Genomic DNA, 15,425 nt, shown 5'->3' on the forward strand with positions numbered 1-15,425 from the left:
GGCCATAGCAAAGCTACTATAGATTGAGTTTACAAAAACCTAAAGACGCTCAACCGACGCCCTGTTCGCTCAACGCCTGTGCATCAGCTTTCACGGCAAAGACCGACTTGGGAATATGGGTGATGCGGCAGGCTAAATCCCCCTCCCCCGATGCCACGATATAATGATCGCCGCCATCGGCGATGCCGGTCGTAAACACCACATCGCGGATATAGACCTGATCCTCTATGCGACGCGTCAGATCGGGGTTGGCTTCCAGCAGCGGCGTATGTTCAGTACGGACCACGCGGCCGGGATCATCCTTGTCGAGGATCGACCAGTAGGTGCGATAGATGCCGACCAGTTCCTTGGGCTCGACGCCGTGCCACAGGGTCAGCCACCCCTCCGGCGTCAGGATCGGGGGGGTGCCGCCGCCCATGCGCGCCGTGGCCACCGTGCCGGAATGCGGGCGGATGCCCGGCTTGCGATAGGGTTTCCAGTAGAGCGTATCTTTCGAGGAGGCGAGATTGATCGAAGGCCCGGCGCGCCATTCGCTGCCCGGCGGATAGGCGAAATAGAGATCGCCGAGCGGCCGTGTCTGGGCCCAGTATTCGCCGCCGATCAGCCCTTCGAAGATCAGCATGTCCTTGTTCTGGTGGTCGAGCACGATATCCTCGAACACCCAATCCAGGCCGTTTTTCGAACTGTAGAGCGTTGTGGAATGGCGCTCCGGGCTGACCGAACAGGTGGTCATCAGGAAGCGCCCCTCCACCTTCGAGATACGCGGATCCTCGATGCCGTAGCATTGCAGGCTGCTGGCTGGCGCCACCGCCTTGCTGTAGTGCATGGCGATGACCTCCAGCCCGTCCGGCGACAGCTCGACCGGCAAAAGCCAGGACAGAGACGTCAGGGCGATGATCTTCCAGCCGCCGCCACGCAGCTTGAAAACGCGCGGATCGGCGGTATCGACCAGTTCCAGCGGCCAGGGATCGAGCACATAACGACCGGCATCCCAGCGGATGGAATGGACGTGGTCATCGAAGATCGGCTTGCGCAGGGCCTCGGCCACCCGCACCATCATCAGCAGGTTGCCATTGTCCAGCCGGGTCAGTCCGGGATTGAAGGCGCCCAGCACATAGGTTTCGGCATTGAGGTGGCCCGCCAGCGGCGAGCGTTTGAGGTCGATATCATCCGGTGTCAGAACCAGGCGATCAACGGCATGGGTACTCACCGGACCGGTTCCGGCTTATCGGAAATGGGGCTTTCGCGCTCGATCGCCAGCAGGTCTTCGTCGGTGTCATGCACCTCGACCACGCCATCATCGGGCATTTGCCGGGAATCGATATCGAGCGCGGCGCCGCTGTAGAGGCGCGGCGTGTCATCTATACCGGTGGGGGCATATTCGGAGGCGTGGCGGTCGCGGTTTTCCGGCGTGAAGGGCACGCCCGACGCATCGCTCAGAATGGTTTCGCCCGGCTTGAGCACACTGTCGCGCGCCAGGCCTTTGGAGGTGGTTACGGTCATGATCCTGTCCTCTCATCGCCCCGTCACAGAGTCTCCCGTGAAAGGCTGTTAAGAGGCAATGTGGATTAGGCCATTTCCCGTACCCGATCGAGCTGGACCTGAGCGCCCTTGGACAGGGTTTTCAGGTGCTGCTCATCGAAGATTTCCACGGCTGCTTCCAGGGCATAGGCGGCCTCGGTGCGTTCCATCATGAAGCCAGTGATATCGCCGCGGGCGATATAGACGCGGGCTAGGTTGGTTTGCAGGATCGCCCAGCCGACCGGATCGCTGTCCGGCTTGCAGGCGCGCAGTTCGGTCTTGAAATCGGCCTCGGCGCGATCGAGCGACTTCAGGTCGCCCTTCAGTTCGGCGTGCTTGGCCAGACATGCGGCGCGATTGTTGATCAGCTGGCCGCGCAGGGCCAGACCTTTTTGCAGGGGGCGCTTGATGGCCAGGTCATAGACCTGCATGGCCTTATCATAAATCTGCTCGTTGAGCGTCAGTTCGGCCAGGGCCTGAAGCCCCATCGCCAAAGCCTGCTTGTGCGCCACCCAGTCTATCGGCGAATGCTCGAAATCGACCGGTTCGTCCTCGCTGCTCAGCAGGGAAATGCCTTCCGAGATCACGCCCGGATTCCCTTCCAGCTCGCCCTTCCAGATCATGGCCATACCCAGACGCAGATTGACGCGCGACCAGGTGACCGGCTCATAGGCCGGATCGAAGCGCGCCTGGAGCGCCTCGAAATCCTTGATCACGGCGGCCATCAGCGACGGATCGCAGCGATCGAGCCCGACCATCATCAGCAGGTCGGCGCGCTCATAGCGGGCCTGCGCGGCTTCGATCTTGTCGGCGGCGGCATGGGTGTGCTGCACGCGCTTGTCGGCACGATCGACGGCGCGGTCAATATGGGACATGGCCAGCAGGGCCAGTTCGAGATCGCCTTCGATCCCCTGTTTCACGGCGAGACGGGCCGCCAGTTGCGCCTCGACGCGGTTGAAACGGGCGCGCAGGGCTTCGTCGTCCTGGATCGCGGCGCGGCCGCCGGCCAGCAGTTCCTCGGCGGAGGTCAGCAGTTCCCAGGTCTCGAACAGATCGGCCGAAACGAGGCAGGTCTGGGCCTGTTCCAGCGCGGCCGAGGCAGCCTCGACGCTGGTCTTGGCTTCCTTGCCGGCGTTTTCAGCGGCGGCGGCGGCGCGGCGCAGTGCCACGGGATCACCGGTGCGGCGGCCGTATTCGCGCCAGATGCGCGCGGCTTCGAGATAGGGGGCGAAGCGGTTCTTGGTCGAGACCCGGCCGCCCTCGATATCGAGCTGGCGCCCCTGCCCGATCAGCAGTTGCAGGTTCATCAGCTCATACAGGCTGGGATCGGCTTCGATCCGCCCGTGATTACGAAAGATGCGCCTCAGTTCACGGCCAAATTCAAACATGGTCTGTCCACCGCCTCCGCTAAGCGAAAAACGTATCAGGACGATACGCCTCGTTCGGAGGTGAACGGACAATTGCAAGGGGGATGCCGGAGGCTGTGGTTATCCCCGTCTATCGCCCTGCCCGATCCAGCGCGGCAAATTCCTCATCCGACAGAACGATCTGCGCGGCGGCGATATTTTCCTCCAGATGCCTGACCTTCGAGGTGCCCGGTATCGGCAGCATGACCGGTGAGCGTTTCAGCATCCAGGCCAGGGCGATCTGGGAGGGCGTCGCCTTGTGCAGGCGGGCGATCTGATCGAGCGGGCCGCCGCTTTGCGCCAGGTCACCGGCCGCCAGAGGATACCACGGGATGAAACCGATGCCGTGGGCCTCGCAATAGTCCAGCACATCCTCATGCTGGCGATTGACGAGATTGTAGTGGTTCTGCACGGTCGCTACCGGAAAGACCTTCCGCGCCGCCTCGATCTCGCCCACCGACACCTCGCTCAGACCCGCATGACGGATCAGGCCCTCATCGAGGAACTGCCGGATGGCGCCGAACTGCTCATCGGCGGGCACCCTGGTGTCGATGCGGTGAAGCTGCCACAGGTCGATCTGCTCAACGCAGAGATTGCGCAGGCTCTTGTGGACCTGCTGCATCAGATATTCGGGCCGGCCATCCTGATGCCAGATATTGGGGCCGGGACGGGTCAGGCCGCCCTTGGTGGCCACGAGTATATCGCCATAGGGACGCTCGGCCTCCTGAAACAGGGCGTCCCGGATCAGCTGTTCCGAAACCTCAGGCCCATAGGAATCGGCGGTATCGATAAAATTGACGCCCAGTTCCGGCAGACGTTTCAGGGTGCGCAAAGCCTCTTCGCGATCCGCCGGCTCGCCCCAGACGCCCTTGCCGGTGATGCGCATGGCGCCGAACCCCAGGCGGTTGATTTCGATTTCGCCGCCGATTTTGAAAGTGCTCATCTTAATCCTCATAATCCGTCGATAAGGTTATGCGCTCATTGGCGTCGATCTCAAGCTGCAAGGCGTTCAGCTTTTCGCGCACCAGCCGCAGACCGTCGCTGCCGAGCAAGAGATGGGCAGGCGGAGCGGGATTAGCAACCAGTTCCACCACGGCGCGGCCCAGTTTTACCGGATCGCCGACCTGATGGCCATGATAGGCCTGACGACGTTCGCGCACACCATCCATCACCGTATCATAGTCGGCGATCGACCGCGGGGTGCGGGTCATCGAACGGCCGGCCCAGTCGGTGCGGAAACCGCCCGGTTCGACATTGGTGACGTGAATGCCAAGACCCGCCAGCTCCTTGCCGAGCGATTCGCCGATGCCTTCCAGCGCGAATTTCGAGCCATGATAGACACTGATACCCGGCAGGGTAATGAATCCGCCCATTGAGGTGATATTGATGATGTGGCCTGCCTTGCGGGCGCGCATAAACGGCAGGACCGCCTGGATCATCGCCACCGGCCCAAAGACATTGACCTCGAACTGGCGGCGGACCTCTTCGAGCGGCGTTTCCTCCAATATGCCCTCGCTGCCATAGCCGGCATTATTGATCAGCACATCGATGGGACCGATGGATTGCTCGACCTCGGCCACCAGCGGCGCGATGGCGGCGGTATCGGTGACGTCAAGCCGGCGGGCATGGGCATTCGCGCTCAACGCTTCGAAGGCGGCCGCATCCTCAGGCTTGCGGACAGTGCCGATAACCGTGTGGCCGGCAGCGATGGCGGCCCCGGCGATGGCGCGGCCAAAGCCCGTGGAAACGCCGGTGATGAAAATGATCTTGCGCATTGTGAAATCCTCTCAACTTACCTGAACGCCAAGATAGGCATAGACAATTGATTGAATAAGACGCACTATTCAGCACAAGCTAATGCAGGATTTCGCACAATGGCTTTTCGCAATTCCGGACTGTTCGAGCTTCACGCCGTAGTGACGGTGGCCACGCATAATAATTTTCGTCGCGCCGCCCGTGAACTGGACATGTCGCCTTCGGCGCTCAGCCATGCCATCGCCACACTGGAACAACGGCTCGGCGTGCGTCTGTTCAACCGCACCACACGCAGCGTATCCCTCAGCCAGGCCGGTGAGCAGTTCCTGTCACGAGTGGGGCCGGCCCTGCACGAAATTTCCGGGGCTATGGAAGATGTCAACGCCCTGCGCGACACGCCGTCGGGCCTGTTGCGGCTCAATGCCTCCGAGAGGGCGGCCGCCCGCATCGCACCTGTCGTGCTGGCCTTTCTGGAGCGCTACCCGGACATGTCCGTCGATCTGGTGTCCGAAGGCCGCAATATCGATATCGTAGCGGAAGGCTTCGATCTCGGCCTGCGCCTGGCCGAAGTGGTGCCGCAGGACATGGTGGCGGTCCCGTTCGGGCCGGAAATAAGCTGGGCGGTGGTTGGCGCACCGGATTATTTCAAAGCGAATCCGCCACCACGCAGTCCGGCCGACCTGGCGGCGCACAACTGTATTCGCCGCCGGCTACCGAGCGGTCTGCTTTATCGCTGGGAGTTTGAGGTGCGCGGTGAGGAGATCGCCGTGGATGTGCCCGGCCGGCTGACGTTGAATAATGACGCCCTGATGCTGACGGCGGCGCTGGCCGGTGCGGGTCTTGCCTATATCAGCGACGCCGTGGTGGCCCAGCCGATCGCCGAAGGCCGGCTGGTGCGGGTGCTGGCGGACTTCACGCCGCCCTATCCGGGCCTGTGCCTCTATTACCCACCCCACCGCCAGATGCGTGCCGGTCTCAGGACCTTCATCGATTTCGTGAAACAGCAGCAAAGGAGCCTTTTGTCATGACCGAAGCCGCCAAATCCATGCTGGCCGCCATTCTGGCCATGGGAATTTTGCATTTCGTCATGATGATGTGGCTCTACCTCACGCGCATGAGGGCCTTTAAACAGGCGGGCGTGACGCCGGATACCGCCACCTTCGCCACCATGCGCAAGCTGCCGGACTGGGCGCTCAACCCGGCCGCCAACTACAACAACCTGACCGAGGCGCCACCGCTTTTCTACGCCGTGGTCATCGTGATCGTGCTGCTCGGCCAGGCGGACTCGATCAATGTCGCCCTGGCTTGGCTCTTTGTCGCTATTCGCGTGGCCCATTCCCTGTGGCAGTCGCTGGTCAATAAGATCAGCGTCCGGATGATGCTGTTCGCGGCCTCATGGTTTGTATTGGCTGCGATGATTGTGCGGAGCGGGTGGCAGTTATTGACTTAAAATCGCCCTCCCCATTTATGAGGAGGGCGAAGGTAGCACTAAAATACCTGAAGACTATCCCCGTTCTTTCGTCCTCTGGAACGACACATCCGGGAAGCGTTCGGCGACGTAGTTGATTTCCCAGCCTGATTTGCCGAGGAAAACCGGGGCCTCGTCGATATCCGTGCCCATTTGCGCGCGGTACTTGGAAGCGAAGTCTTCAATCTTGGCAGCATCGCCGCCCAGCCAGCGGGCTTCGGCGTAAGGTGACGGCTCGAACACGCATTCCAGGCCGTATTCATTGGCCAGGCGGTCGGCCATGACTTCGAACTGGAGCTGGCCGACGGCGCCGACGATAAAGTCAGAGCCGATGCTGGGACGGAACAGCTGCGTCACGCCTTCTTCGGCCAGGGATTCCAGCGCCTTTTTGAGGTGCTTGGCCTTGAGCGGATCTTTCACGCGCACGCGTTGCAGAATTTCCGGCGCGAAGTTCGGCAGGCCGGCGAAACGGATCGTACCGCTTTCCGACAGACTGTCACCGACGCGCAGCACGCCGTGGTTCGGAATGCCGATAACATCGCCGCCAAAGGCATCCTCCGCCAGTTCGCGGTCGGAGGCGAAGAACATGATCGGGGCGTTGACGCTCAGTTGCTTGCCGGTGTTCTGCACCTTCAGCTTCATGCCACGCTGGAACTTGCCGGAGGTCAGTTTCAGCATGGCGATGCGGTCGCGGTGGTTCGGGTCCATATTGGCCTGGACCTTGAAGACGAAGCCGGTGACTTCCTTTTCGGTCGGATTGACCACCGTATCGACGCCGGCCTTGCTGGCCTTGACGGTCTTCGGCGGCGGAGCGAAGCCACCGATGGCTTCGAGCAGCTGGTTGACGCCATAGTGGCGCAGCGCCGAGCCGAAAATGACCGGCGTCATATGGCCTTCGAGGAAACTTTCCTCATCGAACGGCTTGAAACCACCCTCGATCAGTTCGGCGGTGTCGGTCAGCTCAGTGCGTTCGTCGGCCGAGAGCCAGCCATTGGCCACGGCCTCATCGAGCGAGGCCGGGCCTTCGTGACCCTGGTCGTATTCGGCGCCGCTGTCGCGTTTGGTGAAGGGGTAGAACAGGCCGGTCTTCAGCTCCAGCATGCCGCGGAACCGGTTGCCCGAACCGGCCGGCCAGTACAGCGGCGACGGATCGAGTTGCAGCTTCGAAGCCACTTCATCGAGCAGGGCCAGGGCGTCCTCGGCCTCGCGGTCCATCTTGTTGATGAAGGTGATGATAGGGATATCGCGCAGGCGGCAGACTTCGAAGAGTTTAAGAGTCTGCGGCTCGATGCCCTTGGCGGCGTCCAGCACCATGACGGCGGCGTCGGCAGCGGTAAGCGTCCGGTAGGTGTCTTCCGAGAAGTCCTCGTGGCCCGGCGTATCGAGCAGGTTGAACATCTTGCCGTCGTGCTCGAAGGTCATCACCGAGGACGAAACCGAGATGCCGCGTTCCTTTTCGATCTTCATCCAGTCGGAGCGCGTGCGGCGGTTTTCACCACGGGCGCGCACCTGACCGGCGGCGCGGATCGATCCGCCGGCCAGCAGCAGGTGCTCGGTCAGGGTCGTCTTACCGGCGTCCGGGTGCGAGATGATAGCGAAGGTGCGCCGGCGCGGCGCTTCGGTTTCGGGGGTGTTTGACATGGCCGGAGGCGTTAGCCGTTTGGTGGTCAAAAGTCAAAACAAGATGACCGGCAATCTACCTGGACCATAAGAGTGCTTTGCCAGCTTCTGTCCAGGTACCTCCACGGCCGGAAGGTGCAACCAGACCATCTTCGACCAACAACTGTACGGCTTCTTCTCCTGCACTCATGCACATATGGTCGAGTTCACCATTATCTTCGATGTATTGTGCACATATGCACATCAGCGCATAGAGCAACCTATCTTCCGCCTGGGTCATATAATTTCCGCACAATCGGTAAGTGGTAAGTTTTAAGATCACAACACATCCGCTCAAATCAAGATATTAAGGCCAGGTCTTTTGCGCGGCCGTACTAAGTTAGAGGCTGCCGGGAAGCTCGTAAAAATCATTTTCGTTTCAATAAACAACCCCTTCGCGAAAATCGGACAAAATTCAGAGTTTGGTAAGGTTTTGGCAACGGCCCTTTAACCAAAGCTGTTCACTATGGCCCTGACAAGTCATGCCCGGAGTCTCACTTTCCGGCAGGGCGGCCAGTAAACACGGGGTATGTTGTGGACGACTTAATTGCTGAATTTCTGACCGAAACCGCTGAAAGCCTTGAGGTCGTCGATAGCGAACTGGTCAAGTTCGAAGCCAACCCCAACGAACGCAAGACGCTCGATAACATTTTCCGCCTGGTCCATACGGTCAAGGGGACCTGCGGCTTCCTGGGCCTGTCGCGCCTCGAAGCCGTGGCCCACGCCGGCGAAACCCTGCTCGGCCGCTTCCGTGACGGCAAGCTGGACGTTACGCCGCTGGCCGTGACCCTGGTCCTGCACTCCATCGACCGCATCAAGGTGATCCTCGCCGGCCTGGAACAGACCGGCAGCGAGCCCGATGGCGATGACCACGACCTGATCGCGCAGCTCGAAGCCATGGCCGAGGGCCAGGAAGTCGATCTCTCCGCACTGAAGACCGTCGATGTGCCGGATCGCTCCCTGGCCGCCGATGCCGAGCGCGCCGAACTGAATATCCCTGCCGTTTCCGTCGCCGCCGCCGCCGAAGCCAAGGGCTCGCTGCAAGCCGGTGATGTCGATCCCGCCACCGGCCGTGTGCTGCGCGTCGGTGAAGTTTCCGAAGCCGATCTCGAAGCCGCCTTCGCCGCCGCCGATGGTCCGGAAGGTCCGGTCAGTCTCAAGCCGGGCGACATCGATCCCGCCACCGGCCGCCAGCTGCGCCCCGGTGAAGTCTCCGAAGCCGATCTCGAAGCCGCCTTCGCCGCCGCCGAGGCGCCCGACTGGATGGACGATGAGCCGGAAAAGGTTGCCGAGATCAAAGCCGAGCCGGTCAAGGCGCCGGAGCCCGTAAAGGCCGCTGCCGCGCCCAAGCCCCCCGCGCCCACGGCCCCCGAACCTGCCGCCGGCGAAGACCCGCAGGGCATCGCCACCACCCAGTCGATCCGCGTGTCGGTCGATGTGCTCGAAGGCCTGATGACCCTGGTTTCGGAAATGGTGCTGACCCGCAACCAGCTCCTCCAGATCAGCCGTAACCGCGAAGATTCCGCCTTCGCCACCCCGCTGCAACGCCTCTCCACCCTGACCGGCGAACTGCAGGACAGCGTGATGAAGACCCGCATGCAGCCGATCGGCGCGGCGTGGAAGAAGCTGCCCCGTCTGGTGCGCGACCTTAGTTACGAACTGGGCAAGAAGATCGACCTCGTCATGGAAGGCGAAGGCACCGAGCTTGACAGACAAGTGCTCGAACTGATCCGCGATCCGCTGACCCACATGGTGCGCAACTCGGCCGACCACGGCCTGGAAGGCACGCAGGAACGCATCGATATCGGCAAGCCGGCCAACGGCACCATCAAGCTGGCGGCCTTCCATGAAGGCGGCTACATCGTCATCCGCATCGCCGACAACGGCCGGGGCCTGAATACCGCCCGCATCCGCGAAAAGATCATCGAAAAGAACCTGGCCCCGCGCGGCGAAGTCGATGGCATGAGCGATCAGCAGATCCATCGCTTCATCTTCGCGCCCGGCTTCTCGACGGCGGCGGCGGTCACCAACCTCTCCGGCCGCGGCGTCGGCATGGACGTGGTGCGCACCAATATCGAGCAGATCGGCGGTCAGATCGACCTGAACTCGGTCCCCGGTCAGGGCACCACCTTCACCATCAAGATCCCGCTGACTCTGGCCATCGTTTCGGCCCTGATCGTCGGCGCCGGCGCGCAAAAGTTCGCCGTGCCGCAGACCGCTGTCATGGAACTGGTCCGCACCGGCGCCAATGCCGAGCACAAGATCGAAAAGATCAACGACGCCCTCGTCCTGCGCCTGCGCAACAAGCTGCTGCCGCTGGTCCAGCTGGGCCCGACGCTCCAGCTCGAAGCCGCCAGGGACGAAGACGCCACCTTCGTCATGGTCATCCAGGTCGGTGAGCGCCGCTACGGCCTGGTCGTCAATGACGTGCTGGATACGGAAGAAATCGTCGTCAAGCCGCTGGCCACCATCCTGCGCGATGTCGCCGTCTTCTCCGGCGCCACCATCCTGGGCGACGGTTCGGTCGTGCTGATCCTCGATCCCAATGCGATGTCCGAACGCGCCGGCAACATGCTGGAAGAAAAGGCCGCCGAGGAAACGGAAGAAACGGTCGAGCACACAGGCAGCGAAAAGGTCGCCATGCTGCTCTTCAAGGCCGGCAACGGCGCGCCAAAGGCTGTCGAGCTCGAACACATCACCCGCCTCGAACACATTGAATCGTCGCAGATCGAGATCATGGAAGGCCGCGCCGCCCTGCAGTATCGCGGCAAGCTGATGCCGATCCTGACGGTCAACAGCGACTTCTCCGGTCTGCTCTCGTCGCGCAGCGATGAAGCCCACATCCAGCCCCTGCTGGTCTTCACCGGCGAAGGCTATGCCATGGGCCTGGCGGTCGATGAGATCGTCGATGTCGTCGAAGACCACATGACCATCGAGCTGTCGGCCGATCGTCCGGGCGTACGTGGCACCGCTGTCGTTGCCGGTCGCGCCTGCGAAATCCTCGATGTCGATTACTACCAGCTGCGCGGCCTGGCCGAACACCAGCGCCAGCCCGCTTATAACTCCAGTGAGAAGGCCGTCGCATGAGCCTGCGTGACTATGTAACCCTCCGCGTCGGCGGCCAGCTGTTCGGCGTCGATGCCGCCCGCGTCCACGATGTCTTCCACCCGCGCGGCCTGACTCCCGTGCCGCTGTCGCGCTCCGAAATCGCCGGTGTGCTGAACCTGCGCGGCCGCATCGTCACCGCCGTCTGCGCCCGCCGCCGTCTGGGCCTGCCGCCGCGTCCGGAAGGCTCGCCCGAGCCGCTGGCCATCGGTCTGGAAGTGCATGGCGACTCTTATGGCCTCGTCATCGACTCGGTAGATGAGGTCCTGAAGCTCGACGATGAGAAGTTCCACGCCCCGCCGGGCAATCTGCCGCCGCGCTGGGCAGAAATAATCGTCGGCGTTTATCAATTGGAAAAGGAACTTCTGATAGTATTGGATCCGCACACGCTTTTGGATGCCGCGCATCTGAAGGCCGCTTAAGGTCCTTTTAGAATATAAGGAAACAACAGGATGAAAACCTGTCTCGTCGTCGACGATAGCCGCGTTATCCGCAAGGTTGCCAGACGCATCCTGGAAAACCTCTCCTTCGAGGTCAGCGAGGCCAATGACGGCCTGGAAGCGCTGAAGTCCTGCAAGGAAAAAATGCCTTCCGCCATCCTGCTCGACTGGAACATGCCGGTCATGGACGGCATCACCTTCCTGCGCCAGCTGCGCAAGGAAGAGGGCGGCAAGGCCCCGATCGTCGTTTTCTGCACCACCGAAAACGACCTTGCCCACATTACCGAAGCCCTGACCGAAGGCGCTTCCGAATACATCATGAAGCCGTTCGACGGTGAAATCCTCGAAGCCAAGTTCTCCGAAGTCGGCCTGCTCTAGGGGCCGACACGACTGACGACTCCGAAAGCGTGCATGCGTTCGGGGAGGAAACGCCCAATAAAAAAGTACCTGCGTATTCATTTTTTCCGGCCATATTCATGTCTCTGAACCCTCACACCTCCGCTTCATTGCGGCCCCTGAAGATCATGATCGTCGATGACTCGGCGGTCGTGCGCGGGCTCATTTCGCGCTGGCTGGAGCAGGAGCCGGACATGGTGCTGGCCGGTCTGGCCATCGATGGCGCCAAGGGCGTGGAGAAGGTCAAGGAAATCCAGCCGGACGTGCTGATCCTCGACATCGAAATGCCCAATATGGGCGGTCTCGAAGCCCTGCCGAAGCTGCTCGCCGCCAAGCCGGGCCTGAAGGTTTTGATGGCCTCGACGCTGACGACGCGCGGCGCCAATGTCACCATCCGCGCGCTCGAACTGGGCGCGGCCGACTATATCCCGAAGCCGGATTCGACCCGCATCGGCGGCGCAGACGGCTTCCGCACCGAACTGCTGACCAAGATCCGCGCGCTATGCGGCCGCACGCGCTCATGGCCTGCGCCCGCGAGTACCGGGGCGGCCGCACCGGCACCGGCGGCCCCAGCGGCCCGTGCCCCGCTAGCCCCTTCAGCGCATGGCACCACCACACCCGCGCCAGCCTCGACCTTCCGCGCCGCGCCCAAGCCGGTCATTACGCCGGCCGCGCCCGTTTTGCGTCCACGCAGCACAGGCCCCAAGCGGATCGACTGCCTGGTCGTCGGCGCTTCGACCGGCGGCCCCCCTGCGCTGCGCAACTTCCTGCTGGGTCTTGGGCCTGACTGGAAACTGCCGGTTCTGATCGTGCAGCACATGCCGGCCACCTTCACCGCCATTCTCGCCGAGCACCTCGACAAGGCCCTGCCGCAGAAGGTGCAGGAAGCCAAGGACGGCATGCTGATCGAGAGCCGCAACATCTATATCGCCCCCGGCGATTGGCACATGACCATCAAAAACGACCCGATCTGCAAGCAGATCAAGCTGGATCAGGGTCCGCAGGTCAACTGGTGCCGCCCGGCGGTCGATCCCCTGTTCAAATCCGCCGCCGATGTCTATGGCAACCACGCCCTGGCCGTCGTGCTGACCGGCATGGGCCATGACGGCCGCGACGGCGCCAAGGCGCTGGTCGATGTCAATGCCTCAGTCATGGCGCAGGACGAAGCCACCAGCGTCGTCTGGGGCATGCCTGGCGCCGTGGCCGAAGCCGGCCTGGCTGAACTCATCAAACCGATCGAAGGGCTCTCTGCGGCCTGTAAAGCTTTTGCGCGCGGGGAGCGTCCGAACTAATGACACCTGAAGATATCGAGCATCTCGCCGCTCTGCTAAAATCCCGCTCGGGCCTGATCCTGGGCGCGGACAAGACCTATCTGATCGAAAGCCGCCTGGCCCCGGTGGCCCGCCGCGAAGGCTTCGCCAATGTCTCGGCCCTGCTCACCGCCCTGCGCACCAAGCGCGACGAAAAGCTGATGGCCGCCGTCACCGACGCGATGACGACCAACGAGACCTTCTTCTTCCGCGACAAGCTGCCCTTCGACCAGTTCAAGAGCGATATCCTGCCGGCCCTGGCCAAGACGCGCCTTTCGGGCGACATCAAGGTGTGGTGCGCCGCCTGCTCGACCGGTCAGGAACCCTATTCCCTGGCCATGCTGATGGACGAGTCGCGGATGCAGTATCCGCGCCTCAATCTCGATATTCTGGCCACCGATATTTCCGAGCGTTGCCTGGAAAAGGCGCAGGCCGGCCTCTACACCCAGTTCGAGGTTCAGCGCGGCCTGCCGATCACCATGATGGTCAAGCACTTCGAGAAGGTCGACGAGATGTGGCGCATTTCGCCGAAGCTGCGTTCCTCGATCCGCTTCAAGAAGATGAACCTGCTCGACGACCTGCGTACGGTCGGCCGCCAAGACGTAATCTACTGCCGCAATGTGCTGATCTATTTCGACCTGGAGACCAAGAAGCGCGTGCTGGAACAGATGGCGACCCTTCTGGCCGATGACGGCTGCCTGTTCCTGGGCGCCGCTGAAACCGTGCTGGGCATTACCGACGTCTTCAAGCCGATGCCGGGCATGCGCGGCCTCTATATCAAGAACGCGGCGGCACAGACCGCCCCGGTCCGTAAGATCGCCTGATAATCCCTTCCCCCGGATGTTTTAACCCCGTCGGTGAGACACCGGCGGGGGTTTTGTTTGTGAGACAGGTCTGTTTTTTTGTTTCAGAAACATCCAAAAGCGGTAACAGTGGACATCAAAGCTTAGACCGTGTTCCGATCTGGCCAAACCAGATCGGCGCTCTAAGCTTTTTGTCCTGACGCGCATGTTGATCCAAAAAGTGCGTTACACTTTTTGGGGTGCGCTTAAGGACTTCACTTTCCGAAAGGCATCTTCATGTCCCCCGCTCAACAGCAGGCCGCTTCACAGGCCTGGCAACATGCTCATCCGCTGCTGATGGTGCTGATTTCCACCGCGATTACCCTGGTTGTCATTACGCTCGTCGTGCTGATCCGCTGGCTATCGAGCCAGTCGGCCTGGCGCTATCATCCCGGCGGCGCGGGCGGCTTCCTGAAGGATGAATTCGTGCGCTGGGGCGCCATACTGATCCCCTACCTGGCCCTGTCCATCGGCTTCAAAGTGTTCGTCTACGACCTGCACCCGGAATATAACAAGCCGGAGGTCTGGATGGGCTTTGCAGTGGCGGCCATCGCCTTCCGGCTGTTCCTGCGCCGCCTGCCTTTCGTCAAGGCCATGGCCCGGCATATCGACGCCGCCAAGGCCCAGGCCAAGGCGGCCCGCACCGCCGACTGAATAAAAAATCCCCCGGGACGGTCCCGGGGGATTTTTCGCCCTGATCGGCATTCCCGGCCGATCTATACGGGCGTGGGGTCTGGAGCACTTTCCGAAAAGTACGTCAAAGCAAAGAATTAGAGCCCCGATCCGAGACAATCAGATCGGAGAACGCTCTAGTTGCCGCCCTGCGCGACGGAGTCCAGCTTATCGCCATTCGCGGCCAGGGCCGGCAGGGTATTCGAGGCGAAAGTCTTCACCGCTTCATCGGTGCCGGTGGAGGCATAGGCCTGGAAGACCGTTTCGGCCTTGTCGTTGACCTCGCCCTGATCCGCAACATACTTGCTGTCGAAATCGGCGCCCTTGGCCGCCTTCAGCTCACCGAGCTTGGCGTTATAGTCATCGGTGAAATTCTGGTCGAAGTGCATGTCCGAGGTCGAACCCTGGATGGCGGCGACCATGGCCGTGCGGGTCTTCAGACCGTTATCGAGCACGGTTTGCGCCGCTGCCTTGACATCGGGGCTTTCCCCTTGCGTGGCGGCCAGCTGGCTGGCGGCGATGGTAAACTCGTTAGCCATGAAGGCTTCCTTCATGAAGTCCTTCGCGGCATTGGTATCGGCCGCTACCGGCGTGGCGGCGTCAGCGGCGGCATTGCCAGGCACGGCCGGGTCGGCCACAGGCGGCACGGGGTTTGCCGCCGGATCGGGGGTCGTGGTCGTTTGGGCATGGGCCGACAGGCCAAGGGCCGAAGCGACAACCGTGGCCGCCAGAATTCCGGAAACCTTATAAGCAAGCTTGGTCTTCATGGTGTAATCCTCTTCTTGATTTAGCACCTGTTGAGCGGGTGCGGGCTGAGGACTATGACAATAAGGACACGCTTCGGTGGAAAT

The 15,425-nt window shown here is 61.9% G+C and carries 15 protein-coding genes; 8 read left to right on the forward strand and 7 right to left on the reverse strand.

Annotated features, from left to right (window positions below; translation table 11 throughout):
* Nucleotides 1–49: 49 nt before the first annotated feature.
* The 5 genes from QM647_RS02065 to QM647_RS02085 form a co-directional block, all read right to left on the reverse strand.
* Nucleotides 50–1,210 carry a glycosidase gene (locus tag QM647_RS02065; RefSeq protein WP_414993804.1) on the reverse strand — a complete coding sequence of 387 codons (1,161 nt, stop codon included), beginning with the start codon at nucleotides 1,208–1,210 and terminating at the stop codon, nucleotides 50–52.
* Nucleotides 1,207–1,503: a hypothetical protein gene (locus QM647_RS02070; RefSeq protein ID WP_414993805.1), complete on the reverse strand. Its 297-nt coding sequence runs from the start codon at nucleotides 1,501–1,503 to the stop codon at nucleotides 1,207–1,209. Before QM647_RS02070 ends, QM647_RS02065 begins: the two co-directional genes overlap by 4 nt.
* A gap of 65 nt (nucleotides 1,504–1,568) precedes the next feature.
* Entirely contained in the window at nucleotides 1,569–2,909 is a 1,341-nt protein-coding gene (locus QM647_RS02075) for a hypothetical protein (protein WP_414993806.1), read from the reverse strand.
* Nucleotides 2,910–3,018: 109 nt separating this feature from the next.
* On the reverse strand, nucleotides 3,019–3,870 hold the full coding sequence (locus tag QM647_RS02080; RefSeq protein WP_414993807.1) for an aldo/keto reductase: 852 nt from the start codon (nucleotides 3,868–3,870) through the stop codon (nucleotides 3,019–3,021).
* 1 nt (nucleotide 3,871) lies between these two features.
* Nucleotides 3,872–4,702 carry an oxidoreductase gene (locus QM647_RS02085; RefSeq protein WP_414993808.1) on the reverse strand — a complete coding sequence of 277 codons (831 nt, stop codon included), beginning with the start codon at nucleotides 4,700–4,702 and terminating at the stop codon, nucleotides 3,872–3,874.
* A 99-nt stretch (nucleotides 4,703–4,801) separates the two neighbouring features.
* Here QM647_RS02085 and QM647_RS02090 point away from each other — a divergent pair, with 99 nt between their 5' ends.
* Both QM647_RS02090 and QM647_RS02095 read left to right on the forward strand, forming a co-directional pair.
* Nucleotides 4,802–5,710, forward strand: a complete 909-nt coding sequence (locus QM647_RS02090) for a LysR family transcriptional regulator (protein ID WP_414993809.1) — start codon at nucleotides 4,802–4,804, stop codon at nucleotides 5,708–5,710.
* Nucleotides 5,707–6,132, forward strand: coding sequence for an MAPEG family protein (locus QM647_RS02095; RefSeq protein WP_414993810.1), 426 nt, complete (start codon nucleotides 5,707–5,709; stop codon nucleotides 6,130–6,132). Before QM647_RS02090 ends, QM647_RS02095 begins: the two co-directional genes overlap by 4 nt.
* A gap of 54 nt (nucleotides 6,133–6,186) precedes the next feature.
* Here the strand turns inward: QM647_RS02095 and QM647_RS02100 are convergent, their stop codons facing one another.
* Entirely contained in the window at nucleotides 6,187–7,791 is a 1,605-nt protein-coding gene (locus QM647_RS02100) for a peptide chain release factor 3 (protein ID WP_414993811.1), read from the reverse strand.
* A gap of 552 nt (nucleotides 7,792–8,343) precedes the next feature.
* Between QM647_RS02100 and QM647_RS02105 the strand changes: the two genes are divergently transcribed.
* The 6 genes from QM647_RS02105 (at nucleotide 8,344) to QM647_RS02130 (ending at nucleotide 14,556) form a co-directional block, all read left to right on the forward strand.
* Nucleotides 8,344–10,896, forward strand: a complete 2,553-nt coding sequence (locus QM647_RS02105) for a chemotaxis protein CheA (RefSeq protein WP_414993812.1) — start codon at nucleotides 8,344–8,346, stop codon at nucleotides 10,894–10,896.
* Entirely contained in the window at nucleotides 10,893–11,336 is a 444-nt protein-coding gene (locus tag QM647_RS02110) for a chemotaxis protein CheW (RefSeq protein ID WP_414993813.1), read from the forward strand. The genes QM647_RS02105 and QM647_RS02110 overlap by 4 nt, the downstream gene beginning before the upstream one ends.
* Before the next feature lie 30 nt (nucleotides 11,337–11,366).
* Entirely contained in the window at nucleotides 11,367–11,732 is a 366-nt protein-coding gene (locus QM647_RS02115) for a response regulator (RefSeq protein WP_414993814.1), read from the forward strand.
* Between the two features lie 98 nt (nucleotides 11,733–11,830).
* Nucleotides 11,831–13,042 carry a protein-glutamate methylesterase/protein-glutamine glutaminase gene (locus QM647_RS02120; RefSeq protein ID WP_414993815.1) on the forward strand — a complete coding sequence of 404 codons (1,212 nt, stop codon included), beginning with the start codon at nucleotides 11,831–11,833 and terminating at the stop codon, nucleotides 13,040–13,042.
* Complete coding sequence (locus QM647_RS02125) at nucleotides 13,042–13,884, forward strand: CheR family methyltransferase (RefSeq protein ID WP_414993816.1); 843 nt, start codon at nucleotides 13,042–13,044, stop codon at nucleotides 13,882–13,884. Before QM647_RS02120 ends, QM647_RS02125 begins: the two co-directional genes overlap by 1 nt.
* Nucleotides 13,885–14,139: 255 nt before the next feature.
* A complete protein-coding gene (locus tag QM647_RS02130) occupies nucleotides 14,140–14,556 on the forward strand; it encodes a hypothetical protein (RefSeq protein ID WP_414993817.1) in 417 nt (138 codons plus the stop codon).
* 155 nt (nucleotides 14,557–14,711) lie between these two features.
* On the opposite strand, the gene QM647_RS02135 is transcribed toward QM647_RS02130, so the two are convergent.
* On the reverse strand, nucleotides 14,712–15,341 hold the full coding sequence (locus tag QM647_RS02135; protein ID WP_414993818.1) for a DUF4142 domain-containing protein: 630 nt from the start codon (nucleotides 15,339–15,341) through the stop codon (nucleotides 14,712–14,714).
* Nucleotides 15,342–15,425 lie beyond the last annotated feature (84 nt).

The sequence above is a fragment of the Asticcacaulis sp. genome (assembly GCF_047605585.1).
Taxonomy (GTDB): Bacteria; Pseudomonadota; Alphaproteobacteria; order Caulobacterales; family Caulobacteraceae; genus Asticcacaulis.